The organism is Congregibacter variabilis, assembly GCF_045689235.1.
Classification (GTDB): Bacteria; Pseudomonadota; Gammaproteobacteria; order Pseudomonadales; family Halieaceae; genus Congregibacter; species Congregibacter variabilis.
Window position 1 is genome coordinate 2,495,077 of record NZ_CP136864.1, and the last position, 22,722, is coordinate 2,517,798.

The 22,722-nt window shown below is 55.3% G+C and carries 22 protein-coding genes; 7 read left to right on the plus strand and 15 right to left on the minus strand.

The genetic code is table 11. The annotated features are described in order from the left end of the window. Window positions 1-12: 12 nt before the first annotated feature. Both R0135_RS10945 and R0135_RS10950 read left to right on the plus strand, forming a co-directional pair. On the plus strand, window positions 13-825 hold the full coding sequence (locus R0135_RS10945) for a transglutaminase family protein (RefSeq protein ID WP_407346878.1): 813 nt from the start codon (window positions 13-15) through the stop codon (window positions 823-825). 74 nt (window positions 826-899) lie between these two features. Beyond that, window positions 900-1,370 (plus strand): hypothetical protein, encoded by a 471-nt coding sequence (locus tag R0135_RS10950; protein WP_407346879.1) that lies wholly within the window; start codon window positions 900-902, stop codon window positions 1,368-1,370. A 33-nt stretch (window positions 1,371-1,403) separates the two neighbouring features. Here R0135_RS10950 and R0135_RS10955 read toward each other — a convergent pair whose 3' ends face one another. After that, a complete protein-coding gene (locus R0135_RS10955) occupies window positions 1,404-2,396 on the minus strand; it encodes an NAD(P)-dependent alcohol dehydrogenase (RefSeq protein ID WP_407346880.1) in 993 nt (330 codons plus the stop codon). A gap of 231 nt (window positions 2,397-2,627) precedes the next feature. On the opposite strand from R0135_RS10955, the gene R0135_RS10960 reads away from it, so the two are divergent. After that, window positions 2,628-3,158 (plus strand): GNAT family N-acetyltransferase, encoded by a 531-nt coding sequence (locus tag R0135_RS10960; protein ID WP_407346882.1) that lies wholly within the window; start codon window positions 2,628-2,630, stop codon window positions 3,156-3,158. 45 nt (window positions 3,159-3,203) lie between these two features. Here R0135_RS10960 and R0135_RS10965 read toward each other — a convergent pair whose 3' ends face one another. After that, complete coding sequence (locus tag R0135_RS10965; RefSeq protein WP_407346883.1) at window positions 3,204-3,662, minus strand: Lrp/AsnC family transcriptional regulator; 459 nt, start codon at window positions 3,660-3,662, stop codon at window positions 3,204-3,206. A 166-nt stretch (window positions 3,663-3,828) separates the two neighbouring features. Between R0135_RS10965 and R0135_RS10970 the strand changes: the two genes are divergently transcribed. After that, complete coding sequence (locus R0135_RS10970; protein ID WP_407346885.1) at window positions 3,829-5,523, plus strand: aminotransferase class V-fold PLP-dependent enzyme; 1,695 nt, start codon at window positions 3,829-3,831, stop codon at window positions 5,521-5,523. Between the two features lie 7 nt (window positions 5,524-5,530). Here R0135_RS10970 and mmsB read toward each other — a convergent pair whose 3' ends face one another. From mmsB to R0135_RS10995, 5 genes are read right to left on the minus strand one after another with little or no spacing between them, the layout of a single operon-like run. Beyond that, on the minus strand, window positions 5,531-6,424 hold the full coding sequence (mmsB, locus tag R0135_RS10975; RefSeq protein WP_407346886.1) for a 3-hydroxyisobutyrate dehydrogenase: 894 nt from the start codon (window positions 6,422-6,424) through the stop codon (window positions 5,531-5,533). Window positions 6,425-6,445: 21 nt separating this feature from the next. Continuing rightward, window positions 6,446-7,555 (minus strand): enoyl-CoA hydratase/isomerase family protein, encoded by a 1,110-nt coding sequence (locus tag R0135_RS10980; protein WP_407346887.1) that lies wholly within the window; start codon window positions 7,553-7,555, stop codon window positions 6,446-6,448. Beyond that, window positions 7,548-8,336: an enoyl-CoA hydratase gene (locus R0135_RS10985; protein WP_407346888.1), complete on the minus strand. Its 789-nt coding sequence runs from the start codon at window positions 8,334-8,336 to the stop codon at window positions 7,548-7,550. The genes R0135_RS10980 and R0135_RS10985 overlap by 8 nt, the downstream gene beginning before the upstream one ends. Further along, window positions 8,333-9,493: an acyl-CoA dehydrogenase family protein gene (locus R0135_RS10990; protein ID WP_407346889.1), complete on the minus strand. Its 1,161-nt coding sequence runs from the start codon at window positions 9,491-9,493 to the stop codon at window positions 8,333-8,335. Before R0135_RS10990 ends, R0135_RS10985 begins: the two co-directional genes overlap by 4 nt. A gap of 9 nt (window positions 9,494-9,502) precedes the next feature. Next, window positions 9,503-10,999, minus strand: coding sequence for a CoA-acylating methylmalonate-semialdehyde dehydrogenase (locus R0135_RS10995; RefSeq protein WP_407346890.1), 1,497 nt, complete (start codon window positions 10,997-10,999; stop codon window positions 9,503-9,505). Window positions 11,000-11,127: 128 nt separating this feature from the next. On the opposite strand from R0135_RS10995, the gene R0135_RS11000 reads away from it, so the two are divergent. Beyond that, window positions 11,128-12,006 (plus strand): helix-turn-helix domain-containing protein, encoded by an 879-nt coding sequence (locus R0135_RS11000; protein ID WP_407346891.1) that lies wholly within the window; start codon window positions 11,128-11,130, stop codon window positions 12,004-12,006. Between the two features lie 73 nt (window positions 12,007-12,079). Beyond that, window positions 12,080-12,652 (plus strand): DUF4136 domain-containing protein, encoded by a 573-nt coding sequence (locus R0135_RS11005; protein ID WP_407346892.1) that lies wholly within the window; start codon window positions 12,080-12,082, stop codon window positions 12,650-12,652. A 35-nt stretch (window positions 12,653-12,687) separates the two neighbouring features. Here R0135_RS11005 and R0135_RS11010 read toward each other — a convergent pair whose 3' ends face one another. Both R0135_RS11010 and R0135_RS11015 read right to left on the minus strand, forming a co-directional pair. Further along, window positions 12,688-13,452: a spermidine synthase gene (locus R0135_RS11010; protein ID WP_407346893.1), complete on the minus strand. Its 765-nt coding sequence runs from the start codon at window positions 13,450-13,452 to the stop codon at window positions 12,688-12,690. Between the two features lie 33 nt (window positions 13,453-13,485). After that, the gene (locus R0135_RS11015; RefSeq protein ID WP_407346895.1) at window positions 13,486-14,454 is read right to left on the minus strand and encodes a 2-hydroxyacid dehydrogenase; all 969 of its coding nucleotides are present in this window, start codon (window positions 14,452-14,454) and stop codon (window positions 13,486-13,488) included. A gap of 107 nt (window positions 14,455-14,561) precedes the next feature. Here R0135_RS11015 and R0135_RS11020 point away from each other — a divergent pair, with 107 nt between their 5' ends. Continuing rightward, the gene (locus R0135_RS11020; protein ID WP_407346896.1) at window positions 14,562-15,248 is read left to right on the plus strand and encodes a cupin domain-containing protein; all 687 of its coding nucleotides are present in this window, start codon (window positions 14,562-14,564) and stop codon (window positions 15,246-15,248) included. Here R0135_RS11020 and R0135_RS11025 read toward each other — a convergent pair. The 6 genes from R0135_RS11025 to R0135_RS11050 all read right to left on the minus strand — a co-directional run bounded on the left by R0135_RS11025 (window position 15,245) and on the right by R0135_RS11050 (window position 22,702). Continuing rightward, the gene (locus R0135_RS11025) at window positions 15,245-16,009 is read right to left on the minus strand and encodes an SDR family oxidoreductase (RefSeq protein ID WP_407346898.1); all 765 of its coding nucleotides are present in this window, start codon (window positions 16,007-16,009) and stop codon (window positions 15,245-15,247) included. The genes R0135_RS11020 and R0135_RS11025 overlap by 4 nt on opposite strands. 63 nt (window positions 16,010-16,072) lie before the next feature. Next, complete coding sequence (locus R0135_RS11030) at window positions 16,073-17,206, minus strand: MFS transporter (protein ID WP_407346901.1); 1,134 nt, start codon at window positions 17,204-17,206, stop codon at window positions 16,073-16,075. 84 nt (window positions 17,207-17,290) lie between these two features. Next, window positions 17,291-17,848 (minus strand): UbiX family flavin prenyltransferase, encoded by a 558-nt coding sequence (locus R0135_RS11035; RefSeq protein WP_407346903.1) that lies wholly within the window; start codon window positions 17,846-17,848, stop codon window positions 17,291-17,293. 80 nt (window positions 17,849-17,928) lie between these two features. Continuing rightward, on the minus strand, window positions 17,929-18,822 hold the full coding sequence (locus R0135_RS11040) for an alpha/beta fold hydrolase (protein ID WP_407346904.1): 894 nt from the start codon (window positions 18,820-18,822) through the stop codon (window positions 17,929-17,931). Next, window positions 18,815-20,365, minus strand: a complete 1,551-nt coding sequence (locus R0135_RS11045; RefSeq protein ID WP_407346906.1) for a class I adenylate-forming enzyme family protein — start codon at window positions 20,363-20,365, stop codon at window positions 18,815-18,817. Before R0135_RS11045 ends, R0135_RS11040 begins: the two co-directional genes overlap by 8 nt. A 60-nt stretch (window positions 20,366-20,425) precedes the next feature. Then, window positions 20,426-22,702, minus strand: coding sequence for a TonB-dependent receptor (locus tag R0135_RS11050; protein ID WP_407346907.1), 2,277 nt, complete (start codon window positions 22,700-22,702; stop codon window positions 20,426-20,428). Window positions 22,703-22,722 lie beyond the last annotated feature (20 nt).

The following is a 22,722-nucleotide window of genomic DNA, read 5'->3' on the forward strand; positions in this document are numbered from 1 at the left end:
ATCCGATAGTGTATGAATCACGACATCCTACTCCCGGCAACCGCTGGCAAACAATCCGCTACTGCCTGCAGCTTGGTAGCGCTCAGACCGCGCTCGGTCAATCTAGCCATAGCGTATATCGCAGCGGCCGCTGCAACGCGCTACCCTGACGCTGCCAACACAATGGAGATGCCGATGACCCCCGGCTCGGAAACACTGTCGCCCACCTGGTTCCTCGATAGCAATAGTGATGCTGTACAGCGCTACGCATCGCTGGCCGGTGGAGACACCGAGGATGCGGTCGCCGTCGCCGAAAAACTGTTTTATGCGGTGCGTGATGGTATTCGCTATGACCCCTATCAGGTCTCGAGGGACCCCGCAGCCTACCGCGCCAGCACTATTGCCGAAGGCAGCAGCAACTGGTGCGTGCCTAAATCTGTGCTGTTGGCCGCCTGCGCTCGCGTCCGGGGCATTCCTGCGCGCCTGGGTTTCGCGGATGTCCTCAATCACCTGACCAGTGACAAGCTCAGCGAAAGCATGGGTACCGATCTATTTGCCTGGCACGGCTATGCGGAACTTTGGCTAAATGGTAATTGGGTAAAACTCTCTACCGCTTTTAACATTGAGCTTTGCGAACGCTTTGGTGTGGCACCGCTGGAGTTTGATGCGGTGCAGGGCGCTCTTATGCACCCCTACGACACCAGCGGTCGCAGGCATATGGAGTATGTGCGCGAGCGCGGCAGTTTCGACGACCTGCCGCTGGAGGCGATCTTTAACACCTTTGACGAGGTTTATCCTGCTATGAATGCGCAACCAAGCGATCACGATTCAGCGTTTCACACATGAGTACTATCCATATCGGCGGCATCCAGACAATACTCAGCGTCAATGCTCTGAATAGTTAACCGAGGATACTCACAATGAAAACCTTTGCCGCATGGACAGAGGCCCTGGCCAACGTAGGGGTTCTGATTGGCATCATATTCCTGACTATTGAAGTGTCGCAAAACACGCTTGCGACAAAGAGCGATGCATCCCTGGCGATTCAAACCGCAATATCCGAGAGTATTTCCCGGGTGCAAAGTAATCCTGCGCTATTCGACGTCGTTTACAAAATCTACTACGAAGAGGAACTGACGCCCAAGGAATATCTCCTCGCAGCGTTTTACTGGCATTCCTTTCTAACATTAATGGACGGAGCTGTGCTGCAGTACGAGCTTGGGGTGATCGACTTAGAGGTTCTCCAGATATATGACCAGGAGCTGTACGTCACCACCCACCAAACAACTTTCGCCAAACGATACTGGGAGAACGAAGCCGATAGCTTTTCGCCGGCATTACAGGCTTACGTGGCCAACGTCATCAAGAATTTCAGAGAGGGCGCACGCTAAGAGAGCTTTAGCGGGCGCCCATCGATCATAACTTCAGGGGCAAGCATCCAGATCGGCAATCTCAATAACAACTGCCCCCAAACGTTGCTCTGTCTCCACCCGACGATGTGCATCAACCGCCTCTTCGGCTGCATATACCCGATCGACGATTGACGTCACTTTTCCTGCTTCGATGAGTTCTTTGAGCGCCAACAATTCTTCCTTGGACTCTCGCGCAAAGGCGAAGCGAACGTTTTTATCGCTCAACCGCGTGGTGAAAACCGATCGAAGCATGACCGAAAGGCGAGGATTACCCACCAGGTAACGACCGCCGGATTTCAGTGCAGCGATGCAAGCACCATAGGAACTGCCGGGGACCATGTCGAAGATCACGTCGAAGCTTTGGCCCTTTACTGCAAAATCTTCGGCGGCATAGTCGATAAAACAATCCGCACCCATACGCCGAACAAAGCTCTCCTTTATAGCGCTGTCCACTGCAGTGACCCTTGCACCCATTGACTTGGCGATCTGAACCGCATGCGCACCAATACTGCCGCCGGCGCCATTAATCAGCACCTGCTCACCTGCTTTAAGCTCAGCAAGGCGCAAAAAATGCAAGGCATTGAGCCCGCCCAGGGGTACCGCCGCTGAATCCACAAAGCTCATGTTGCTGGGTTTAGGAACGATGGTGGCGTCTTCTGGCAATGCAACATACTCGCCATATGCGCCGAACTTGAGTCCTGTGGCACCAAAGACTTCTTCGCCCTGGCGGAACTGCGAAACATGCTTTCCGGTTTCCACAACAGTCCCCGAGAAATAACCGCCGAGGATCTGTTGTCTGGGCTTTGTAATGCCGAAAGCCATACGTAGTGGCAGCCAAAACCACTTTACAGCGAACTTAAAGCGACGCATCTCCACATCGGCTTTTGTCGCCTCTGCTGCGTGCACTCGAATCAGAACCTCGTGATCTTTCGCTATAGGTTTTGGTCTTTCGCTTAGTTGCAGAACTTCGGCGGGACCGTACTTTGTAAAAGTAATTGCCTTCATAGGATGTGGGCGCTGCTATCGGACGAACTGCATCCAAAAGTCTATCACTCCAAATTCCTTATTGAGTGAGAAAAGTGAGTAACGGTGGGGTCCGCTACTCAAGCAAATTGGTAGCTGTGAATACTCCATACACGACGAGAGATTTACTGATGAGATGAAACATCAACCCTGTCACAATATGGCACGCACTCACTCTCCGGCGCTAGCCACAACGCATTTGTGAGGTCACTCATGATCGCCATCCGCGACATTGCTGCGCATGATTTCAAACAGGTCATAGCACTCAATGAATCGGAAGTGCTGCAGACAAGTCCCATGGATGAAGATCATCTTCGCTCGCTGGTCACTCTTTCGAGCGTCCATAGAGTTGCAACGGTGGACGAGGTGGTAGTGGCATTTCTCATTGCAATTGCCTCTGATGCGCCATACCAAAACGATAACTACCGATGGTTTAGCGAACGATTTTCAAATTTCCTATATGTGGATCGCGTTGTTGTCCGTGCCGATTTTTCTGGCCGGGGAGTCGGAGGCAGACTCTATGCTGACATGTTTGATTTAGCACAGTCACAGGGTATAGAAGTCATTACCTGTGAGTACAGCATAGACCCACCTAACCCTGCCTCGCGCGCTTTTCACAGCCGTTTTGGCTTTGCTGAGGTGGGCTCGCACTGGGTGTCGAAGCACAGCAAAAAGGTTTCGCTTCAGGCATTAAATATGCAGGCAGCACAGCATCATCCAGCCTATGGTTCAGCAGAATCATGAGCCTACGTGTCAGGCTAGCTAAAAGGAGAGCTAGCGATTCACAAGTCAAATAGGCAGCGCCGTGCTGTAGCGAATCTCTTCCATCACAAAGCTTGCACTGACGTCGAGTAGGTCAGCCTTGATCAGTTCCTGATACAGACGATCGTAGTCTCCCATGTCGGCAACCACGGCCTTGATCAAATAATCCACGTCCCCGGCCATGCGATACACCTCCAGCACTCCGGGAATCGATTCCACCACCTCAGAAAACTTTGTTGCCCACGCGGCATTGTGCTGACTCGTGCGCACAGTGATAAACACCGTAAGTGGTAACCCCACGGCGGGGCCGTTGAGTAATGTGACACGACCGCGCATCACACCGGCCTGTTCAAGCTTCTGCAGGCGTCGACCACAGGCGGAGCGCGATAGCGCAACCCGCTCAGCAAGATCCGCAAGAGACAGGGACGCATCATCTTGGAGGGCACGCAGGATGCGCCGATCAATACTGTCCAAGGCCACGCTCATAAGCAGTTACTTCACTAGAAATTTGCAAAAACGACAAAATGATATCAGTTCTGGTTTTTTACAGGACATTTGTCGCGTTGATTGACAAAATATAGATCAAAAATTCGACAATGTCGCGCCCTATAGCGACTACATTGTAGTTCTATTCACAGCGACACACACAGCCATGGCGCACGATCAGCTTATCCAACGCATCCGCGAATCAGTGATCGGCCGTTACTTGCCGCTGCAAACGCCCTTTGGTCAAAAGCCGTTGGTCTACGCAGACTACACCGCATCGGGGCGCTCCTTAAGTTTTGTAGAAGCGCAACTGCAACGAACGGTGCTACCGTTCTATGCCAACACCCATAGCGAGAGCTCGCTCACCGGCGCGCAGTCCACCGCACTTAGGGAGCAGGCACGGCAGATCGTTGCAGATGCTTTAGGCTGTGAAGAGAACGATCGCGTGATTTTTTGCGGTTCCGGCGCCACCGCGGCGATAGACCGACTAATCCAGATACTTAATCTGCGCCTGCCTCGGGAACTCGATGAGCGCTATGGTCTAAGTAGTCATGTACCTGCAGCCGAAAGACCCGTTATCTTCATCGGCCCCTATGAGCACCACTCCAACGAGCTGCCCTGGCGGGAAACCATTGCTGACGTAGTCCCGATCCCGCTCAATGAACAGGGGGGCATAGATCAAACGGCTTTGGGCAGCGCGCTTGAGCAATACGCAGATCGGCCCTTACGTATCGGCAGCTTCTCGGCGGCATCGAACGTGACCGGCATTCGCAGCGACGTTATTGGTATCACCCGCTTACTTAAGCACGCAGGCGCATTGGCGTTTTGGGATTATGCCGCGGCAGGCCCTTACGTCAGCATTGCTATGAACACTCCCGGCGCCGAGATCGACGCCGTGTTTTTGTCCCCTCATAAATTCATTGGTGGCCCAGGAACACCAGGGATTCTGGTGATTAAAGCAGCGCTTGCCGACAATGCCGTGCCCGCCGTCGTAGGTGGCGGCACCGTCGGTTTCGTTTCTCCACAAAGCCATCGTTATCTCGCAGATATAGAGCGACGCGAAGAAGCCGGAACACCAGCCATTGTGGAATCTGTCCGCGCTGGTCTAGTCATAGGACTTCAGCAGGCGATAGGCGTATCGAACATAGAAGCGCTAGAGCAAAGCTATGTGCGGCGAGCCATGGAGAGGCTATCGGCACATCCCAATATCGATGTATTGGGACCCAAGGACGCCGAACGTTTGGCGATTTTTTCGCTGCGTATTACCCATCAAAATCTAGAGCTTCACTACGGCTTTGTCGTCGCCCTACTCAATGATTTATTTGGTATCCAGGCCCGGGGCGGTTGCTCCTGTGCTGGCCCCTATGGGCATCGATTGCTTAACTTAAGTGACGATCAATCCGAGGCATTGGATCAGCAGATTATCGACGGTCATGTTGCCCTCCGCCCGGGCTGGGTGCGACTCAGCTTCAATTACTTTATCGGCGACGAGGAGTTTGACTATATGTTGAGCGCCCTGGAACTGATTGCACAACATGGGCACAAGCTTCTGGCGAGCTATTGTCTGGATGCACAGTCAGGACTGTGGCGTCACCGCAATGAACCCCGCGTGCTCCCGGTTAGTTTAGATCCTGCCAACACCGACGACGATGCCACAGTGATACGGCCATCTGCGCCGGACTTTGCTGCGCTGCTGCGCGAAGCACAAGAAGTGCTGCAAGCGGGGGCGAACGCCCAGCAACTCGCCGATGCCTCCTTGGAGTGCCAGCCGCAAAGGAGTGATGATTTACGCTGGTTTCTTACTTCTCAAGATCTTGCAGACGACAAGGCCCCGCGTGTTACTGGACAAGCCGTAGCTTAGTGCAGGCCTAGCTGTCGCTGCGGTAGCGCTCAAGCACACTGGAGAAATCCCGGCTGCCGTTGCCCGCGCTCTGGTGCTCGCTATATAGCGTCTGCGCAAGCTGCCCCATGCGATTATCGATGCCGGCAGTTTGCGCGACATCCATCGCAAGACCCAGGTCCTTGGCCATAAGATCCACCATAAAGCCAGGCTGATAGCCCTTGCTTGCCGGACTGCCCTCCATGACATCAGGCCAGGGGTTATAGACTTCCAAAGACCAGTTACGACCGGAGCTTGCGAGCATGATCTCGGACAGGCGTGCAGGATCCAGCCCGTGGCGCTCCCCCATGGCCAAAGCCTCGCAGGTGCCCAGCATATGGACTGCGAGCAACATGTTATTGCAGGCCTTTGCGACTTGGCCTGCACCGGCAGGACCGGCATGAAAGCTTGCGCGCCCCATAACATCCAGCACCGCTTGAGCCTTGTGGAACACGCCCGCATCGCCGCCACACATAAACGCCAGAGTTCCCGCCTGCGCCGCTGCGACACCGCCGGACACCGGCGCATCCAAAAAACCAATGCCGCGTGCGGCTGCTGCCTCGCCGACTTCTCGGGCAGTCTCGGCGTCGATGGTCGAGCAATCTAGTACCGTGGTGTTGGTATCCAGAGTAGCCAACAAACCATCGTCACCCAGATAAAGTCCCGCTACGTGCTTACCGGCGGGCAACATGGAGATTAAAAAATCCACAGACTGTGCTGCATCCAAAGCAGAGGTTGCCACTGTCGCGCCCTGCTCTGCCAACATGGCACAGGCCTCTTGGGCCAGATCAAACACTGTGACCGCAAAATCAGCGGCCAGCAGGTTTGCCGCCATGGGGCCGCCCATGTTGCCAAGACCAATAAAAGCTACGCGTTGTTGCATCGTTGTATTCCTTAAAAACGCTTAAAGATCGGCGAGGGGATTTTGCGGCCATGGCGCGGCAAAGAACTGCGCCAGCAGGTCCGCCGGCACGGCGCGAGAGTCTGAGTAGAGCCAGGCGGGGCTTCGATCTTTGTCGATGAGTAGCGCGCGCACCCCTTCAGCAAATTCCGGATGTCGCATGATGTTAGTGCCCAACTGCACCTCACTCTGAAACACCTCTTTGAGAGAACTGTGCCGGGTCTCAAACAATTGACGGTCGATCCACAGCGCCGCCAACTTTGATCCGTAAATCAAGCCATCGCGCGCCTTGGCCAACCAGCGATCTTCGGTGTCCAGAGCTGTGATGCGATCAATGACATCGTGAATATCATCGCCATCACACAAGGCGTTGATAGCCGGTAGATGCGCTTCTACCTGAGCCGCAGGCAGCTCAAGCGCTGTGCTATCGCTAAAGCCGCGCAGCACATGTCGCATATGCCCATGATTAGTCTTTGCATCAGCCTCCCAATGCACTTCTTGCAGTGCAGACATCACCGCTTCTTTTTGATCAGCACCAATAAATCGATCGGCCAAACCACAGAACAAGGCGTCAGTGGCATTCACTGACGCTGCAGTTAGCGCCAAAAAACGCCCGCTGGCGCCGGGCATGTGATTCAAAAACCAGCTGCCGCCTACATCGGGAAACAGCGCAATACTCACTTCGGGCATCGCTATTCGAGTGGCCTCGGTGACTACCCGATGGGAGCAGCCGGCCATCACACCCAGTCCGCCCCCCATGACAATGCCATGTCCCCAGCAAAGGATAGGCTTGGCGTAGGTATGCAGCGCGTAGTTCATACGGTATTCCCGCGCAAAAAACGTCTCCGCGTACTCACAGGGACCACCGGGGGTACCCGCTGACGAGGCATGTAGCGCATGCACATCGCCACCGGCGCAGAATGCTTTCTCGCCACTGCCGTCGATAACGATTGCGGCGATGCTGGGATCGTCACGCCACTCATCAAGTGCGCTCTGAATCAGATCGACCATCTCAAGCGTGAGCGAGTTAAGCGTTTGGGGACTATTAAGTGTCAGTCGGCCCAACTTGCCGTTTGCGGCAGACTCAAGGCGAACCCATACGGCATCAGGCATTCTTCCACTCCGGCTCGCGCTTCTCCAGGAAGGCATTGACTCCCTCGCGCTGATCTTCAGTACTGAATAGCTCCACGAACAAATCACGCTCCGCGGCAAGGCCATCACCAATAGCCTTATCTCGCGCGCTGTGGATTAAGCGCTTACAACGCGCCACGGCACTGGGGCTTTGCTGCGCGGCCTGGGCAGCCAATGCCAATGCACGCTCGAGCGCCGAACCCGTCTCTACCACCTCTTCAGCGAGGCCGATGCGCTCAGCGGTAGCTGCGTTAATACGTTCATTACATAAAATCATGCGCTTGGCCCAACCCTCACCCACCAGCTGAGCCAGACGCTGTGTACCGCCGGCGCAGGGCAGTAAGCCCACCCGCGCTTCGGGTAGTGCCAGTTTTGCCTGGGACTCGACGATGCGGATATCACAGGCCAAAGCGACTTCCAGACCACCGCCCATGGCAAAACCATTAATGGCAGCGACAGACACTCCACGAAAATCCGCAAGTGCCTCAAATGCTTCGCCAAACAAACGGGCCATGGCACCCGCGGTCTCGGGATCACCATCGGCAAAAAGCTTAAGGTCGGCGCCGGCAGAAAAGAACTTCTCTCCAGCACCGGTGAGAACCAAAGCATAGATGTCTGATTGGGCATTAAGATCTGCAACCAGATCACGTAGCGCCGGGAGACTCTCTGTATCCCAGGTGTTTGCCGCCGGATTGTCGATAGTCACAAGTGCGGTATGGCCCTGCTGCTCTACCCGCAGTTTGGGGGAGTTGCTGCTGATCATCGAATAACCTCCAATGCGCCATCCATCATCAGCCGCCTGGCGATGATGACGCGCATGATTTCGTTAGTGCCTTCCAGTATCTGGTGCACGCGGGTGTCACGAACGTGTCGCTCCATGGGGTACTCACGGATATAGCCGTAACCCCCGAACAGTTGCAGCGCGTCGTTACACACCCGAAAACCAAGATCCGTGGCGAATCGTTTTGCCATAGCGCAGTAGGTACTGGCCTGGGCATCTTTACAATCGAGTTTGCTGGCCGCCAGACGCACCATTTGTCGCGCAGCAACGACTTCGGTGAGCATATCGGCAAGCTTGAACTGCGTGGCCTGAAACTCGCCAATGGCCTGTCCGAACTGCTCGCGCTCAGCCACGTAGGCAGTAGCTTCTTGCAACGCCTGCTGTGCCGTCCCTACGCTGCAGGTCGCTATATTAATGCGCCCACCGTCGAGTCCTTCCATGGCAATGGCAAAGCCCTGACCTTCTGCGCCCAGACGATTGGCCTGGGGTACTCGCACATTGTCGAACCTAATCATGCGCGTGGGCTGTGCGTTCCAACCCATCTTTTCTTCTTTCTTGCCATAGGTGATACCCGGCGCGTCGGCAGGGATGAGCAAGGCGGTAATGCCTTTTGGCCCCGCATCGCCGGTACGCAGCATTACCACGAGTACATCAGTCTCTCCCGCGCCCGAAATGAATACCTTGCTACCGTTAACCAGGTAATCGTCGCCGTCTTTGTCGGCGCGGGTGCGCAGCGATGCTGCATCGGAGCCTGCACCGGGCTCCGTAAGACAGTAAGAAGCCAGGGTTTGCCCCATCACCAAGTCGGGGCACCACTGCTCAATCACCCCTGGGCTGCAGTAGCGTCCGATCATGCTGGTGGCCATATTGTGAATGGTCAAAAAAGCAGCGGTGGTCGTACAACCACGCGACAGCTCTTCAACGATCAGGCTGGCATCCAGGCGTGACAGTGCCAGCCCCCCGGCGTCCTCGGGCGTGTACATGCCCATGAATCCAAGTTCTCCCGCCGCCGCCAACGCCTCTTTAGGAAAGATCGATTCGGCATCCCAGAGCGCCGCATTCGGCGCCAGAACGCCGTCAGAAAAGGCCCGGGCGCTGTCTACAAATGCTTGCTGCTCATCGCTCAGAGAGAAATCCATAGCGTCGCCCTAGCGTAAATTAATACTCATATTGGGCTGCTTCCCTGACTCCGGCTCCGCGTAACTCCAGCGCGCGGTAACGGTCTTGGTCTCGGTGTAAAAACGCACTGCGTGCTTACCATAAGGGTGCAGGTCTCCGCGGAAAGAACCACGCCAACCGGTAAAAGAGAAGAACGGCAGAGGCACTGGAATAGGAATGTTGATACCCACCTGTCCTACGGCGACTTCATGCTGGTACTTGCGCGCCACGCCCCCGGAGCTGGTAAAAATAGAGGTGCCATTGCCCATAGGGTTGGCATTGATAACCGCCAAAGCGTCGTCCAGGGTCTCAAGCTCCATACAACACAGTACCGGTCCAAAAATCTCTTCCTTATAGATGGTCATATCAGGCGTGACACCTGTGAACATCGTGGGCCCTACCCAGTTACCATCCGGTAAGCCCTCAATGCTGCACTCGGATCCATCCAGCACACAGTTCGCCTCGGCCTTGCCCTTGGAAATGAGGTCCAGGACGCGCGCGTGAGCCGCTTTGGAAATAATGGGACCATAAGCCGCGCCGGCATCATCCCAGGCACCGGGGCGTACTTTCTCCAGGCGCTCTTTGAGTTCGGGAACCCAGTTGGCAGCCTCGCCCACAAACACCGCTACGGAGATCGCCATGCAACGCTGACCAGCCGCGCCCACAGACGCACCTACCAATGCATTGAGCACCGCGTTCTTGTCGGCGTCGGGCATGATCACCATGTGATTCTTGGCACCCATCATGCACTGCACACGCTTGCCCGCAGCAGTGGCAGTGCTATACACATGCTCGCCTACGCGAGACGAACCGACAAAAGAAACCGCCTGGGTATCCGGATGATTCAACAGCTGATCGACCTGCTCTGCACCGCCATGCACCATGTTAAGAATACCTTTGGGAGCTCCGGCTTCGATAAACAGTTCGATAAGACGCACTGGCGTCATCGGCACCTGCTCGGAGGGCTTCAGCACAAAGGTGTTTCCGCAGGCGATCGCCAGGGGGAACATCCAAAGAGGCAACATAGCGGGGAAGTTAAACGGCGTGATACCCACGCACACACCCAGCGGCTGCATATAACTGTAGGTGTCGATACCCCCGGCAACATTCTCGGCGGTTTCACCCATCATCGATGAGGCGATATTCGCAGCCTGTTCTACCACTTCGATGCCACGCCAGACGTCACCTTTGGCATCTTCAAAAGTCTTGCCCGTGTCTTTGGCAAGAATTTCGCCGAGCTCATCGTGATGCTCTTTAAGCAGGGCCTGATAGCGCAGCATCAAGCGCGCCCGGTCGGAAATTGGTACCTCGCGCCAGGTCGCAAACGCTTCTTTGGCGCTGGCCATCGCAAAATCCACCTCTTTGGAGGTGGCAAAAGTCACTTCGGCGAGGAGCTCCTGAGTGGCGGGGCTGGTTACCGGCAAAGTCTGATCACTGCTGCCGATCATAAACTCGCCGTTAATATAGAGAGGAATCTTGCGGGTCATGGTGGGAACTCCCAAAAAATTTAAAAACTGACAATCTGCAATGTAGCAGGCCCGGGCGTTAAGAAGTAGCGACGAAATCTGCAAATACATGGATAATATTAAGATTATTTGCTTTTGGAGACTATACAGTGAGTCGCCCTTCGAACTGGCCCTTATCCGCCACTGCGGCGCGCGTTCTAACCCCAAAGTTCCTGCTGGAAGCGCTGCAAAAACATCCCCTGACCTCGGGGTGCTATCCCACCGCCATGGGCCATTACCCCAATGCCTACGGGCACTTCATGCGGCGAGAACAACACGATGACAATCTACTGTTGTTTTGCACTGAGGGCCGGGGCTGGGTACAGACGCGCGCTGGCAGATTTTCTGTAAACAGCGGTGATACGGTGATCCTTCCCCGGGCGCTGGAACACAGCTACGCCGCAGATGAGCTATCTCCATGGACGTTATATTGGGTTCACTTTCAGGGCACTGACGCGCAGGCCTTCGTCGAACACCTTCTCATAGAAGGCGACTACCGCATTCACAGCGGCGTGGAACCGTCCCTGCTCACTGGCTTTGAGCAAATGTTAACGGTGGGCAGCACTGGCTACAGTCTCGATGCGTTTATAGGCGCCGCCAATCGTCTGCGGCACCTGTTGGCGGAGTTTGCGCTCTGCCGTGACCGCCAGCGGGGGCAGAACATGGGAACCATGCGCCTGCTTGAGCTGCAATCCTTTATGCGTGAAAGAGTGAGCAGTTCGCTGTCCCTAAAAGAACTTGCCGCCTTTACCGGACTCACGCCCCAGCACTTTGCTACACGCTACAAGGCCGAAACAGGCTACTCGCCCATGCGCCATTTTCTGCATATGAAGATGGAAGCTGCCTGCCGACTTCTGGACAGCACACAACACAGCGTAAAGTTTATTGCCGCAAATCTTGGTTATCTGGATCCTTTGTACTTCTCCCGCATGTTTCGCCAAACCGTGGGGCTCTCTCCTTCCCAATACCGAAAGTCCCAGCGCGGCTAGGGCTGTCACATCGCAATACCGCAGCACTGTTGTTAACATCGCAATGCTTTGCACCGCACGCACAAGGAATGTCATGAACAAAATCCTCCAGAGCGTTTTAATTCTTTTTTCACTGGGCATTCTGGGCGCCTGCAGTGGCGTAGAAAGCATTCCGGGAGATACGGCTGCGTTTGTATCGACGGGCTACACCAACTTCGGCTGGAGAAGCGAAGCGCTTACGCAAACGGCTTACTCCAAAGACAAGCTGTATCAGGCTGATCCTGCTATCCGCAAAGCCATTGAAGAACGCATGGCAGAACTGGGTTACCGGCTGGTGCCTAAAAGCGAAGCAGAGTTTTTAGTCGACTATGTGGCGGCAGCGGGTGTTAACGAGGGATTACTCGAAAGTACCTCCTCAAACGTAACCCCCTACCCCAGCGCAATGATCGGACGTCAGGTAGATGGTGCGTCTGTCGATAACGCCTATGCGCTAAGCGCTGACAAACAAACCGGCAACCTCATGCTGGTATTTTTGGACAACAAGACCACTGATTTGCTGTGGCAGGTTCGCGTGACATCGCTTATTCAGGATGCCAACAAGGTCGATACCAGAGCCGTGCGTCAGGCTATTCGCCAGGGCCTGTCGACACTGCCACCCGCGCGTTAACCCTGGGCCAAGTCAGGCCTTAGGCTGCTGCACTCTCATCTCTCAAGGCGGCGCAGTGCGGCCAAGGCCTGCGCCACGTCAGCATCATCTTTGTAGACAGACTGCGCCAGGCGCGCACCCAGGGTCTCGCTATCGGCAAGAGCATCTGCTTGTAAAAACAACAGGACGTTACCCAGTTCGCTCATCTGCACAATACCCACGCCAGCAAAGTGCTGTTGCGCCGCATTCACAATGTCAACAAGCGCGCCCGCCGAATCGGGCAAGGTGTTGAGCGCAATAGCTCCGCCCTCATTAAGACGCCTGGCAAGCGTTGCGAAAAATAACTCGTCCTGCAACGCCTCGGGCGCAGCCCGATCACAAAACAAGTCACACAACACCAGATCGTAATGAGCGCGATCACGCCCGATAAAATCGATCGCATCACCCACGTAAATCAACTGCTGCTCGGGCAGCGAAAAGTACTCGCGCGCCGCGTTGAGCATCTCACCACTCATCTCCACGCCCGACAGACGCGGTGCAGGCTTCCACGCCCGAAGGTGGCGAAGAAACCCTCCCCCGCCGCTGCCAAGATCAAGCACAGAGGACACCCGCTGTGGGAGTAACGCTGCCAACATCATGGCACGATGATTGGCGAGCACCAGGGCAGAGGGGTCACTGATACATAGTGCGCTTTGGATGGCACCGCTGGAACTGCATAACCAGCGATAACCCTGAGCCTCAAACAAACGGCAGCCAGATACATCGCTGGGCAATTCAAAGTCTGCTGTGCTGAGCGACAGCAGGTCGCTAAAGCTGATCATGTACTCACCGGCCAGCGACGCAGGACTTCAGGATCAGGAGTAAACCTCGGGATTAGCGCAATTAGGCATTTGCTTTCCGCTTAGGGCCGCGAGCATGTTCTGTGCCGCCATATCGGCCATTTTCGCCCGTGTAGACAGCGTGGCACTGCCAATATGGGGCGTGGCTACAACGTTGGGCAAGCTCAGTAAGGGATGATCCTCAGGAACGGGCTCTCGCTCAAAAACATCTAAACCTGCCGCGGCAAGCCTGTCATGACTCAGCGCATCCGCCAGTGCCACCTCATCAACAATGCCGCCTCGAGCCGTATTTACCAAAACGGCGTCGCGTTTCATCAGGCCCAGTCGTCGGGCATCAATAAGGTTTCGGGTCTCTTCACCAAGGGCGACGTTAATGCTGACAAAGTCGCTCTGCGCCATAAGCTCATCCAGCTCGACAGCTTCGACCCCCGGGACCTCGCGAGGGCTGCGATTCCAGGCAATCACCTTCATCCCAAAACCTGCCGCGCGTCGGGCAACTGCCTGGCCCACCTCGCCCAATCCCACAATACCAAGTGTGGCGCCAGCAACATCCTTACCGGTGAAAAACTCCGGCGACCAGGCATTCTCGCTGCGCCAATGTCCGCCGCGCACAAATCGATCTGCCTCCACGAGACGCCTTGCCGCAGCTAGCAGCAGTGCAAAACTGGCATCAGCGGTAGTCTCTACCAGGACCCCCGGCGTATTACCCACAGGAATGCCTCTTGCTGTGGCAGCGGCCAGATCAATATGATCAACCCCCACAGACATGGAGGCGATAAAGCGCAGGCTCGGATTAGCATCGAGCAGGGCCTCGTCGATTCGATCAGTGAGCAGACAGAGCAAGCCATCGCAGCCGACGAGTTCATCGCGCAAGCCCGAGGCGGGTAACAGGCCCGGGCCCATCCAAACATTCATATCGCAATGATCGGGCAGCTGGTGAATCCGCTCGCCGGGGAGTTGGTGTGTTACGAGTATTTTTGGCATGGGGTCACTTTATCGCAGCCGCGCGGGAACAAAAAGCTTCCTGTTAATCAGGGGAACGCTTTGACACGTATAACGTCCAAGTTAGGTGAATTATTAAAGGTATGAACATGACAGCAAGCGCGCAACCCGGTGGTCTCAGTAGTCGCATCGTAGTCAACAGTAGTACTCAGGAGTGGGAAGCAAGTCCCGGCGGCGAAGTGTTGCGCAAGCGTCTGCATCGCGTGGGCCCTGCCGAAAGTGGGCAAGTCACGTCCATAGTGCGCTATCAACCGGGCAGTAGATTTCCGGCTCATGCGCACCCCGATGGCGAAGAGATACTTGTCCTTGACGGCGTGTTTTCTGACGAGCATGGCGACTGGCCCGCAGGAACCTACCTACTGAATCCCGAAGGCTTCAGTCACGGGCCTTTTTCAGAAAATGGCTGTCTCTTGTTCGTCAAGCTTCGACAATTTCCCGGAGATAGCCGTAACCATATCGCGCTCAATACTAACGAAAGCGAATGGCGCTCAAGTGTGCGCCCGGGCGTAAGCTGGAAGAAGCTCTATGCTCAGGAGCCTTTTAGCGACCACATGCGTCTGGAACGCTGGAGTACCCCGGGAAGTGTCGGAGAACTCAATTTCCCCCAAGGGGCCGAGTTGTTCGTGCTTGACGGAGAGTTTTCTGACGAACATGGTGACTATCCCCAGCATTGCTGGTTGCGACTGCCCCCGGGAAGCTCTCTGAGCCCGCAGGGTAATAGCCCCTGCGAGCTGTACATCAAAGAAGGCGGTTTCCCTTATCTGCAAGAAGCCTAAAGGGTAAGCCCACCGTCCACGACGATGCATTCTCCGTTGGTATAGCTGCTTGCATCAGACACGAGGTAAAGAACCGTACCGGCCATTTCCTCGGGCTCTGCGTGACGCCCCATGGGGATTTTAGTCATCGCTTCTTTATAAATATCTTCGTGTTCAAAGAGCGCACCGGCAAACTTGGTTTTGGTCAGCCCGGGAAGCAGCGCATTGCAACGAATTCCCAAAGGAGCGCATTCCTTTGCAAAGGACTTTGTCATGCTCACCACCGCTGCCTTGGTGATGGAATAAATGCCCTGCATGGGACCCGGCTGCAAAGCATTGATTGAGGCAGTGTTCACGATGGCACCGCCGCCGTGCTCACGCATCAGCTTCCCGGCTTCTACAGACATAAAGAAGTAGCCCCTGATATTCACTTCTACGGTCTTGTTAAAAGCGCCAAGATCCGTATCAAGGATATGTCCGAAGTAGGGATTGGTCGCCGCATTGTTAACGCAGATATCCAGGCGCCCGTGGGTACCGCGAATGTGCTCAAAAATTGCGCTGATGTCTTCCATGCGACCGACATGACAAGAAAAAGCCTCTGCCTTGCCGCCGGCCTCAACGATGGAATCTGCAATGGCCTGACAGTCTTCCTGTTTGCGACTCGAGACAATCACCATCGCTCCATGCTTGGCGAGTAGTCGGGCTATGGCCTCACCGATTCCGCGACTCGCACCGGAAACCAGGGCAATCTTGCCGCTCAAATCAAACAATGAATCTGTCATACCTTTCGCCTCTACGATTTTTAAGTCGGAATTTCGGGGAAGGATCTTACGTGATCCGGGTGCTTAGTCGAAATCAGGCACCGGACGTTTTGGCCAGCGACTAAAGGCCCAAAGCCAGTACATCGCCACCATCGCCAGAGGTAAAGACCAGGCCAGTCGAAAACCGCCCACCGTCAATAGCAATCCGGCGAGCAATGGACCCAATACGCGTCCCCAGGCTGCAGCCGCACCGGCGGCACCCATCATCCTTCCGCGCAGTTGCGGCGCAGTGCGCTGACTCGTAAAGGAGTTAAGCACCGGCATACACAGTGTTGCTCCCGTGAGCGCCACCAGTACCGAACCGACCATCGCCACTGCGCCCTGAGCAAAAACTGTCATCAACATGCCCAGGAAAAAGCTGCTGACACAGATACGCAACAAGCGCAGCTCGCCGAGTAGTTTAACTAACGGCCCCATCAGTAAGCCCTGGGTCAGAGCCATGATCGCGCCCTGAACGCCAAACACAATACCCACCTCCCGGGCATTCCAATCCAGCAAGGCGTAAACCCACAAGGGAAACAAGTACGTCGCGGCACTCACGCTGCTGGTATGCCAAATGTATTGCAGCATGAGCAGGCGACTCTGGGTCTGACGCAATACGCTCCACAAAGACTGTTTTTTTACAGCGCTATCGTGCGCCTGGGTTTTGTCGCGATGATGTGATTCCGGAAGAAAAAACCATGCCGCAATAACCGCAAGCACCGACATCACCGCTGCCAACAGACAGGGAATGAAAAAACTTCCATCAGGCCCGGACAGTAAGCCTCCCAAAACGGGTCCGAGCACCAAACCAAGACCAAAGGACGCACCAATCATTCCCATGCCCTTGGCGCGTTCCGCTGGTGGCGTGATATCGGCCATCATTGCCGAAGCAACACCAAAGTTGCCCGCCATAAGACCGGCAAAAGCACGAGCGACGTAAATCATGGCCAGACTCTCGGCAGAGGCTAAAAGCAGATATGCCAGAGCCGCGCCGCTGGTACAGATCATCAGCACCGGCTTACGCCCAATATGGTCCGAAAGTTTTCCCCACCAGGGCCCAGCCACCCCGGCGCAAAGCGCATAACTGGCGATAATCATGGCAATGTCAAAGTCACTCGCACCCAACTTTGGGGATAGGAAGGGCAGAATCGGGATAACGATCCCAAAGCCAATCATATCCAGAAGCACTACCGCGAATAGCAATAGCCCGTGACGACGAAAATCGGGTTTTATTGGAGCTGTAGGGTCTGCGTTAATGCCTCAGCCCTGCCAGCGGCTGATAGAGGTATCGCTTATTCCAAACAGGTCCAGACTGCGACCGACGCTCTGGGTGACAAATTCATCGAGGGTGTCTACGCCGGTGTAAAAGGCAGGAACAGGTGGCGCTATCACAGCACCCATCTCCGACAGAGAGGTCATTGTGCGCAGATGTCCGGTATGTAACGGGGTTTCGCGGACCATGAGAACCAAACGACGGCGCTCTTTCAGCACCACATCCGCCGCACGGGTAAGCAGCGTCGAAGTTACACCCGTAGCGATCTCCGACATGGTTTTCACCGAGCACGGAGCGATGAGCATACCGTCGGTGATAAACGAGCCACTGGCGATGGCCGCGCCAACATTTTTAACCGGATAAACCACATCCGCATGAGATTTGAGCTCTTCGGCGCTGATGGACAGCTCATGATGAAGCGTCAGCTCAGCAGACTTACTCATCACCAGATGTGATTCAACCCCTGCCTGCTTAAGCATCTGCAGAGCCCGCAAGCCCAATACAATGCCCGAGGCACCACTGATTCCGACGATTATCTTGCGCATGTGAGCTCCTACTGTATGGGGCTGCACTCTAGCAGGACCGCCGCTGCGGTCCCAGTGCGCTCAGCGCCCAGGAACGTAAGTCAGCCTGGGTCTACTGACGAGAAAAACTCGTCAATAGCCTCAACCGCAAGCGGCTCGTCGAGCATGGGCGCGTGACCACGCTCCGGAATATTGACCACCTGCAGGCCTGGAGAGAGCTTCTGCATTTTCTCAACGCAATCCATAGCCACAAGATCAGTCACCGCGCCTCGCACCAGGAGCATTGGTATAGCTGCCATGTTGGCAAACAGTGGCCATAAATCCGGAGGTACCGCATTGCCGTCTGCTTCCAGGATTGCCTGAGCAATGGCCGCATCATGTGCCAGTTGTGGAACGCCATCTACTTCACGGTAGAGTCCTTTGGTAAAACGTAGCCACTCCTCATCCGTATAGCTTGGAAATGCCACCTCGTTGATTTCCCGGGTCTGCGCTACAGCATCATCCCAATTGCGAATCTCCCGGTGCTTGCCTACGTAATTCTTGATGCGCTCAAGACCCACGGGATCAAGCTCGGGACCAATATCATTGAGTACCACTGCTGCAAAACGCTCGGGCTGCATATTGGCCATGAGCATGCTCATCAGCCCACCCATGGACGTGCCAATGATGAGCATCCTGTCGATGGCCAGCTTATCCAACAAGGTGAACATATCTTCCACATAGGTCGCCGGTGTGTAGTTCGCTGGGTTGCTGTCGTAAGCAGACAAGCCGCGGCCTCGTTGATCAACGCTCACTACCCGGCGCGTCTTGGCAAGATGCGCAGCGATCCATGCAAAGTCAGCTGAATTGCGCGTAAGGCCATGCATGCACAGCACCGGCAACAGTTGGGAGGACTCAGGACCCGGATAATCTCTTGCGTACAGCCGCAGACCATCGGCGCTCTCGTACCATAGGTCGGTGTACTGCAAATCAGAAGTTTCGCTGATCTCAGGCATAGGCTTTTTCTCCATACTGTTTGCGCAATTCGCGCTTGAGTATCTTGCCATTAGGATTGCGCGGCAACTCTCCTATGGGAATACAGTCAGCCAATCGCTGCTGCTTACCCAGACGCTCATTGGCCCACTCCAGTAACGAGGCCATGGCTGTATCTTCGTCACGCATCACCACCAGGGCGATAGGCGTCTCTCCCCAGCGCTCACTGCTTGCACCAATGACTGCAACGTCCTCAATTGCCGGGTGGGTTACCAGCACCGCTTCAATATCCTGGGGATAGATATTTTGGCCGCCGGACAGAATCATGTCCTTTTTTCGATCCACGATGTAAAGGTAGCCTTGAGCGTCCAGATACCCAATATCTCCGGAGCGCAGCCACAGCTGCCCATCTGCATCTACATAGCGTGCCGCGGCATTGGCATCTTCTCGCTGCCAATACCCGGGCATAGTGATGCGGCCACGCGATACGATTTCTCCGGATTCGCCCTGGGCGCAGGGCTTATCGTCGTCCCCGATAATCAATAGGTCTGTTCCCACGAGCGGTTTACCTACGGATGACCAACGTCCATCGGCATCCTCGGGATCCAGAGTCGTGATAATGCCTTCAGTAAGACCATAGAGCTCGATAACCCCGCAGGGAAATTCCTCAAACAGCGCTCGCTTGAGTCCCTCGTGAAGCGGTGATCCGCAGCTCATCATGGCCTGCATACTCGAAAGATCGTGTGGTGACTGTGCCTGCGCCTCCAAAACCCGCTGAAACTGGATGGGCACCATCGCCGTGTGGGTAATGGACTGTGCCTCTACGGTCTCCAAAAAAGCCAGTGCATCAAAGCGCGGATGCACTATTAACGCCCCCCCACAGAGCAAAGTACAAAGCATCGCTACCCAGGAAATATTTGAGTACAAACCGATAGTGAGCAGCGTTCGTGCACCACCGTGATAGCGCAGTGCGATGGTCAGGTCATAGGCCCAGTCTCGCCGGCCGCCATGGGTATGCAAGATGCCTTTGGGTAATCCCGTGGTACCGGAGCTATAAATAATATTCAGCGGCGCATCGTGACTGAGCGACACTTTTGGCAGCGTATCAGGCTGCCCCGACGCCAGGCACGCCATGGACTGCCATCCGCTGGTTTCGGTATCACTGATACACAACAGGCCCTCAGGCAATTGGGGCAACAGAGCGTCAAACCGCCCGCGATACTCGTCGCTAACAATCAGCGCACTAATGCCGGCATCACCCAACATGGCAACAATCGCCGCATCGGAGACCGAGGTATTGAGGGGAACCGATACCGCTCCGCTGGCAAGCGTGCCAAACAGCGCGGTGAGCATGGGGTAGCCATTCCCCATAAAGACGCCCACACGATCTGCAGGCTTTATACCCGCCGCAAGCAAGCCGTGGGCAAAGTGATGGTTATCGGCAACAAATTCTGACCAGGTTTTATGCGTCTCGTCAGTCACCACCGCAAGCTTTTCGGACCGCCAGCGTCCATGTAAAGCGAGGATTTCAGGCAACAGAGGAGACAGCGCAGGAAATTCGCGCATCACAAGATTCTCCAGAAAAAATCCTGCACCGCCCCTAAGGGAGGCGATGCAGGCAACTGTTTACTGGAAGCGGTACTCGACGGTGACAAAGCCCGTGGTGGGCGGACCGAAGAAGACCGTTGTGTTGTTTTCCAAACCGAGTGCAGATGGGCAGCCACTGGTGCCAAAGCAGTAACCGGCCGTACGGTACTCTTCGTCCGTCAGGTTCTTACCGTGCAGGCCCACCAGCCAGCGCTCGTCTCCACTGGTCCAGACGATGCTTGCATTCAACAAGCCGTAAGCCTCCTGATCAATATCCGCTGCGGCAATTTCGAATTGCTGCACATCGCCCTTGTAAGAGTAGTTGGTATTAATCAGCAGCGTTCCGCCGGCCAGGTCGGTGTTGTAGCTCAGACCCACAAAGGCCATCTCTTCTGGCGTGTTCTGAATATCTCGATCATTGGAGACATCTACACCGCCGACGAGATACTCCTTGAAGGAAGCATCAAGCAAGCTTGCAGAAAACTGCATGCTGAAATGCTCGGTAAACAGCAGGTTGCCCTCAATCTCCAGACCCGAAATCTCGGATTGCCCGGCGTTGGTCACAGTGCCGACAAAACTGTCATTCACCCCATCGCCATCGCTATCTACACCGACGGATCCTGGAATCTGCATGTCCTGATAGTCACTGTAAAACAGCGCGACGTTGGTGATCGCCCGTCCATCCCACCAGGTGGACTTAATGCCCAACTCCCAGGAATCCAGTTCCTCTGGATCAAAGCCCTCTTCTACTGCTGGCGTTGCAAAGTTCGCACCCCGGGGATCAAAGCTTCCGGCTTTCCAACCCTGGCTATAGCCACCGTAGACCGTGACGTCTTCGGTTAATGAGTAGCTTAAGTTCGCCCGAGGTGAGAAATCGTAGTAGGTTCGCTGGGCTTCGTAGTCGCTGGTTGCCGCCAACAAAAAAGCGCTGTCGTTGCCAAAGAACGGCGAGCCAGTTCCAAGGTAAGTACCTCTGAAAATATCTGCGGAACGCTCGTCTTCGGTGTAACGACCACCAACGGACAAAGACCAGCGATCGGTAAGCTCATAGGTTAAATCACCAAACACGGACCAGGACTTGGTCTCCACAACACCACCGGTGTAGGCAGTAAGACCACCGGGAGCCAAAAGACCCAGCACAACGTCAAAGTCGTTGGCAGCTTCAGCATCAAGGTAGTAGTAACCCAGTACGAGGTTAAAGCGATCGGTGTTCCACAGCAGCTGAAACTCCTGGCTGAACTGCTCGTTGTCATAGATCACCGGAGCATCGAAGTCAGGCGTCGCAAGGCTGTCGAAGTCGATGACGGATTCCGTCAAATCCTCACGTCCGGCTGTGATGGAGCGCAGCGTCATGGTGTCACTAACATTCCAATCTACTGAGGCCATCCAGCCTTCTGACTCAACCTGGTTGTTGCCATTAATACCTGCGGTGGATGGCAAAACACTCGCGCCAGCATTGGTGTCGAACACACTGCTGGGTGAGGGAGTGCCACTAAAAGCACCGGGATAAGGCCGCCAACCCGCTACCGCCGAGGATTGGTCGTCAGTGTTGTCATAGGCAACGCGAACAAGAATGTCTTCTGTAGGCTCCCACTCAGCGGACAAGCGGTAACCAAAAATGTCTTTGTCGTACTGCTCACCACCGGTGAACAGGTTGTCACCGAAACCGTCGCGATTAAACGAAGCGACCGTTGCACCTACACGAAAGTTGTCGCTCACGGGAACAGACACGGTGCCCACAAGGTCCGCCTGATTGTAAGTACCGTAGGATGCGCGAACGCTAGCCTCTACCTCGTCAGAAAGGCGTCGGGTGACATACTTGATGGCACCACCCACGGCGTTACGTCCGTAAAGCGTGCCCTGCGGTCCCCGCAATACCTCGATGCGCTCAACGTCATACACATCCAGCAAAGCGCCCTGAGGCCGCGCCAGATATACGTCATCCAGATACAGGGCAACACCCTGCTCAAAACCCGCTAGTGGATCCTGCTGGCCAACGCCGCGAATAAACGCCGTCAGTGTGGTGTTGGTTGCCCGGGAGGGCTCAAGGGTCACGCTGGGAATCGACTGCGCGAGCTCGGTAATATCCTGAGCGCCAGCAAGTCGCAGCGCATCGCCACTCAATGCCGTCACCGCGATAGGCACATCCTGTAAGTTTTCTGCCCGGCGACGGGCGGTAACCAACACTTCTTCTAAAGCCAGAGTTGGCTCTTGAGTCTGTGCAGAAACAAGCGGTGATGCGGCTGCGGACAACAACAGTGATGCAAAAGTCGTTGCGGCAATCAGGGGTTTACGAACGGGAGTTCTATACGACATGGCGGACACCTGTAACGTTA

What these genes read in the sequence shown, in the direction of transcription:
- R0135_RS10950 (WP_407346879.1), top strand. Translation starts at nt 900, where the DNA reads ATGAAAACCTTTGCCGCATGGACAGAGGCCCTGGCCAACGTAGGGGTT.
- R0135_RS11020 (WP_407346896.1), top strand. Translation starts at nt 14,562, where the DNA reads ATGACAGCAAGCGCGCAACCCGGTGGTCTCAGTAGTCGCATCGTAGTC.
- R0135_RS11050 (WP_407346907.1), bottom strand. Translation starts at nt 22,702, where the DNA reads ATGTCGTATAGAACTCCCGTTCGTAAACCCCTGATTGCCGCAACGACT.
- R0135_RS10970 (WP_407346885.1), top strand. Translation starts at nt 3,829, where the DNA reads ATGGCGCACGATCAGCTTATCCAACGCATCCGCGAATCAGTGATCGGC.
- R0135_RS10960 (WP_407346882.1), top strand. Translation starts at nt 2,628, where the DNA reads ATGATCGCCATCCGCGACATTGCTGCGCATGATTTCAAACAGGTCATA.
- R0135_RS10985 (WP_407346888.1), bottom strand. Translation starts at nt 8,336, where the DNA reads ATGATCAGCAGCAACTCCCCCAAACTGCGGGTAGAGCAGCAGGGCCAT.
- R0135_RS11005 (WP_407346892.1), top strand. Translation starts at nt 12,080, where the DNA reads ATGAACAAAATCCTCCAGAGCGTTTTAATTCTTTTTTCACTGGGCATT.
- R0135_RS11010 (WP_407346893.1), bottom strand. Translation starts at nt 13,452, where the DNA reads ATGATCAGCTTTAGCGACCTGCTGTCGCTCAGCACAGCAGACTTTGAA.
- R0135_RS11040 (WP_407346904.1), bottom strand. Translation starts at nt 18,822, where the DNA reads ATGCCTGAGATCAGCGAAACTTCTGATTTGCAGTACACCGACCTATGG.
- R0135_RS11035 (WP_407346903.1), bottom strand. Translation starts at nt 17,848, where the DNA reads ATGCGCAAGATAATCGTCGGAATCAGTGGTGCCTCGGGCATTGTATTG.
- R0135_RS11030 (WP_407346901.1), bottom strand. Translation starts at nt 17,206, where the DNA reads ATGATTGGCTTTGGGATCGTTATCCCGATTCTGCCCTTCCTATCCCCA.
- R0135_RS10965 (WP_407346883.1), bottom strand. Translation starts at nt 3,662, where the DNA reads ATGAGCGTGGCCTTGGACAGTATTGATCGGCGCATCCTGCGTGCCCTC.
- R0135_RS10990 (WP_407346889.1), bottom strand. Translation starts at nt 9,493, where the DNA reads ATGGATTTCTCTCTGAGCGATGAGCAGCAAGCATTTGTAGACAGCGCC.
- R0135_RS10955 (WP_407346880.1), bottom strand. Translation starts at nt 2,396, where the DNA reads ATGAAGGCAATTACTTTTACAAAGTACGGTCCCGCCGAAGTTCTGCAA.
- R0135_RS10995 (WP_407346890.1), bottom strand. Translation starts at nt 10,999, where the DNA reads ATGACCCGCAAGATTCCTCTCTATATTAACGGCGAGTTTATGATCGGC.
- R0135_RS10945 (WP_407346878.1), top strand. Translation starts at nt 13, where the DNA reads ATGAATCACGACATCCTACTCCCGGCAACCGCTGGCAAACAATCCGCT.
- R0135_RS10980 (WP_407346887.1), bottom strand. Translation starts at nt 7,555, where the DNA reads ATGCCTGATGCCGTATGGGTTCGCCTTGAGTCTGCCGCAAACGGCAAG.
- R0135_RS11015 (WP_407346895.1), bottom strand. Translation starts at nt 14,454, where the DNA reads ATGCCAAAAATACTCGTAACACACCAACTCCCCGGCGAGCGGATTCAC.
- R0135_RS11025 (WP_407346898.1), bottom strand. Translation starts at nt 16,009, where the DNA reads ATGACAGATTCATTGTTTGATTTGAGCGGCAAGATTGCCCTGGTTTCC.
- R0135_RS11045 (WP_407346906.1), bottom strand. Translation starts at nt 20,365, where the DNA reads ATGCGCGAATTTCCTGCGCTGTCTCCTCTGTTGCCTGAAATCCTCGCT.
- mmsB (WP_407346886.1), bottom strand. Translation starts at nt 6,424, where the DNA reads ATGCAACAACGCGTAGCTTTTATTGGTCTTGGCAACATGGGCGGCCCC.